Source organism: Kitasatospora sp. NPDC059571 (assembly GCF_042735675.1).
GTDB lineage: Bacteria > Actinomycetota > Actinomycetes > Streptomycetales > Streptomycetaceae > Kitasatospora.
Map to the genome: position 1 here is coordinate 1 of NZ_JBHWBW010000433.1, position 3552 is coordinate 3552.

Sequence of the window (3552 nt, forward strand, 5' to 3'; positions counted from 1 at the left end):
ACTGTGCTTGATATAATTTCCCCCGCCCGGGGGGGCGCCGCGCCGCGCCCCCGGGCGTCGCCACGGGGCCCCGGCCCCCCGGGGGGCCGGGGCCCCACCCCGCCGAACCCCCAGGAGTCCCACCCATGACAGAAACACCGGTTCTCGAACTGCGCGGCATCGACAAGAGCTTCGGCCCCGTAAAGGTCCTGCACGACGTCGCGCTCACTGCCCACGCGGGGGAGGTCACGGCACTCGTCGGCGACAACGGTGCGGGCAAGTCGACGCTCGTCAAGTGCATCGGCGGGATCCACCCCATCGACGCGGGCGACTACCTCTTCGAGGGCCGGCCGGTCCAGGTGCACAGCCCGCGCGAGGCCGCCGCGCTCGGTGTGGAGATCGTCTACCAGGACCTCGCGCTGTGCGACAACCTCGACATCGTCCAGAACATGTTCCTGGGGCGGGAGAAGCGCCGCGGCATGGTGCTCGACGACGCGACCATGGAGGAGATGGCGGCCACCACGCTCAGGAGCCTGTCGGTGCGCACGGTCAAGTCCGTGCGCCAGAAGGTCTCCAGCCTCTCCGGCGGCCAGCGCCAGACCGTCGCCATCGCCAAGGCGGTGCTGTGGAACAGCAAGCTGGTGGTCCTCGACGAGCCCACCGCCGCCCTGGGCGTCGCCCAGACCGCGCAGGTCCTGGAACTCGTGCGCCGGCTGGCCGACAACGGGCTGGCCGTCGTGCTCATCTCGCACAACATGAACGACGTCTTCGCGGTCTCCGACCGGATCGCCGCGCTCTACCTCGGCCGGACGGCCGCCCAGGTCAAGGCCTCCGACGTGACGCACGCCCAGGTCGTCGAACTGATCACCTCGGGCCGCAGCGGCGACCTCGGCCCGCAGACACCCAAGGGAGCCGCCGCATGACCGCCCTCGCCTCCGAGGAGCCGGAGAAGCCCGAGCAGCTGAACCGGCCCGCCGCCCCCGCCGATGACCGGCACCCGGTCGGAGGCCTGGCGGACGTGGGCCGCGGCTACCTCGACCGGATCCGTACGGGCGAGCTCGGCTCCCTGCCCGCCGTCGCCGGCCTGGTCGTGCTGTGCGCGTTCTTCTCCCTGCTGCGCCCGGTCTTCCTGTCCAACCTGAACTTCGCCAACCTGCTCACCCAGAGCGCGGGCAGCATCGCCATCGCGATGGGGCTGGTCTTCGTCCTGCTCCTCGGCGAGATCGACCTGTCCGCCGGGTACGCCAGCGGCGTCTGCGCCGCGGTCCTGGCCATCCTGCTGACCAACCACGGCTGGCCCTGGTACGCCGCGGTGACCGCGGCCGTGCTGACCGGCGCGGTCATCGGCCTGCTCATCGGCACCCTCGTCGCCAAGGTCGGCATCCCGTCCTTCGTCGTGACGCTGGCCGCGTTCCTCGGCTTCCAGGGCATCGTCCTGATCCTCCTGAAGGAAGGCACGAACGTCTCCGTCAAGGACCCCACCATCCTGGCCGTCGCCAACGACAACCTCAGCCCCGCCCTCGGCTGGGTCCTGCTGGCGGGCTGCACCGCCGGGTACGCCGCGCTGCAACTGCGCCGCAGCCGTGGCCGGCGCGGCCGCGGCCTCACCGGGACCCCGGTGGCACTCCTCGCCGTCCGGACCGGCGCCGTCGTCGTGCTCGGCTCCGCCGCCGTGTACCTGCTCAACCAGGAGCGCAGCCGCAACGTCCTGGTCGGCTCACTCAAAGGCGTGCCCCTCGTGGTGCCGGTGATCGGCGCCCTCCTGCTGCTCGGCACGTTCACCCTGCAGCGGACCGGCTTCGGCCTGCACGTGTACGCCGTCGGCGGCAGCCCCGAAGCCGCCCGCCGGGCCGGGATCAACGTCGCCTTCATCCGCACCGCCGCCTTCGTCATCTGCTCCTGCCTGGCCGCCGTCGGCGGCATCATCGCCGCCTCCCGGGGCAACTCCGTGGACCCCAACACCGGTGGCAGCAACGTCCTGCTGCTCGCCGTCGGCAGCGCCGTCATCGGCGGCACCAGCCTGTTCGGCGGCCGCGGCCGGGTGGTCGACGCGGTGCTCGGCGGCCTGGTCGTCGCGGTGATCCAGAACGGCATGGGACTGATGGGGTACAGCTCGGGCGTCAAGTACGCTGTCACGGGATCGGTTCTGCTGGTGGCCGCCGGCGTGGACGCCATGTCCCGCCGCCGCACAGCCCGACGATGAGGGTCACCCGCGATGAAAGCCGGTCCTTCCCAGGAAGAGGTCCGCCAGCACAACCTGGGCGCGCTGCTGCGCCACGTCCACTTCGAGGGGCCGACCTCGCGGGCCGTCCTGGCGACCCGGCTCGGCCTCAACCGCAGCACCATCCTGGGCCTGGTCGGCGACCTGACGGCCGCGGGCCTGGTCCGCGAGGAGCTGCCGCAGGAGACCGGTCGGGCCGGGAGGCCGTCGCTGGTCGTCCGGCCGAAGTCCACCCGCGTGTACGTGCTGGCGGTGGACCTGGGCGTGGAGCGCCTGGCGGCTGCCCTGATCGGACTCGGCGGCGTGTTCCTGGACCGGCGCGAGTGCCCCTGGCCCGACGGGCACCCGCAGGACCCCGCGCGAGCGGCCGACATCCTTGCGGGATTCGCCCACGAGATGCTGGCCGGCGCACCGGTCGGCAGCTCGTGCGTCGGCGCCGCCGTGGCGGTCCGCGGCATCGTCCGGCACCCCGACGGCCTGGTCAGCCTCACCCCCAACACGGGCTGGAAGGGCGTCGACTTCGCCGGCGCCCTCGCCGACCGGCTCAGCCTGGAAATCCCGGTCCTCGTCGCGAACGAGGCCAACCTCGGCGCGCTCGCCGAGCACCGCCGCGGCATCGGCCGCGGCAGCGCCAACCTCGTCTACCTGCACGGCGAGATCGGCATCGGCGCCGGAGTGATCATCGACGGCGAACTCCTGCGCGGCGAACGCGGATACGCCGGCGAGATCGGCCACATGACCGTCAACCCGCACCAGGGTCGGCCGTGCGGCTGCGGGGCCCGCGGCTGCCTGGAGGCCGAGGCCGGCGAGCGGGCCCTGCTGGAAGCCGCGGGCCGGGACGGCCGCACCACCGGCACCGAGGCCGTGCGGTCCGTCGTCGCCTCCGCCGACCTCGGGGACGTCACCGCGCGCGCCGCCCTGCACCGGGTCGGGGACTGGCTCGGCATCGGCATCGCGAATCTGGCCAACCTCTTCGACCCGGACCTGGTCGTCCTCGGAGGCACCCTCCGGGACGTGTTCCTCGGCTCCGCAGCCCAGGTGCGCAGCCGGATCAACACCAACGCCCTGGCCGCCGTCCGGGAGCACATGCGCCTGCGGGTCAGCGAACTCGGCGACGACACCGTGCTGATCGGCGCCGCCGAACTGGCGTTCTCCGAGGTGCTCGCGCGGCCGCTGGAGACGCTCGCCCGGCTCTCCGGGCAGCAGAGCCGCAGTGCCGTCCCGGAGCGGCAGGCCCCCGGGCGGTAGGCCCCGGGTGCGGGCGGACCTGCGGGGGGGGGGCCGGGGGGCGGGGGGGGGGGCGCGGCGGCGCGAGGGGGGGGGTGTTAGGTGGTGGAGGGGTGGTGGCCCGC

Annotated in this window: 3 protein-coding genes; all 3 read left to right on the forward strand. The window is 73.4% G+C overall.

The window, feature by feature from the left end; all coding sequences use genetic code 11:
* Positions 1-125: 125 nt before the first annotated feature.
* From ACFV0G_RS32040 to ACFV0G_RS32050, 3 genes are read left to right on the forward strand one after another with little or no spacing between them, the layout of a single operon-like run.
* Positions 126-902: an ATP-binding cassette domain-containing protein gene (locus ACFV0G_RS32040; RefSeq protein WP_380555600.1), complete on the forward strand. Its 777-nt coding sequence runs from the start codon at positions 126-128 to the stop codon at positions 900-902.
* On the forward strand, positions 899-2182 hold the full coding sequence (locus tag ACFV0G_RS32045) for a sugar ABC transporter permease (protein ID WP_380555602.1): 1284 nt from the start codon (positions 899-901) through the stop codon (positions 2180-2182). The genes ACFV0G_RS32040 and ACFV0G_RS32045 overlap by 4 nt, the downstream gene beginning before the upstream one ends.
* A gap of 12 nt (positions 2183-2194) precedes the next feature.
* Positions 2195-3448, forward strand: a complete 1254-nt coding sequence (locus tag ACFV0G_RS32050; RefSeq protein ID WP_380555604.1) for an ROK family protein — start codon at positions 2195-2197, stop codon at positions 3446-3448.
* Positions 3449-3552: the final 104 nt, after the last annotated feature.

Excerpts from the sequence above, each read along its gene's own strand:
- ACFV0G_RS32045 (WP_380555602.1), top strand. The coding sequence starts at position 899 with ATGACCGCCCTCGCCTCCGAGGAGCCGGAGAAGCCCGAGCAGCTGAAC.
- ACFV0G_RS32050 (WP_380555604.1), top strand. The coding sequence starts at position 2,195 with ATGAAAGCCGGTCCTTCCCAGGAAGAGGTCCGCCAGCACAACCTGGGC.
- ACFV0G_RS32040 (WP_380555600.1), top strand. The coding sequence starts at position 126 with ATGACAGAAACACCGGTTCTCGAACTGCGCGGCATCGACAAGAGCTTC.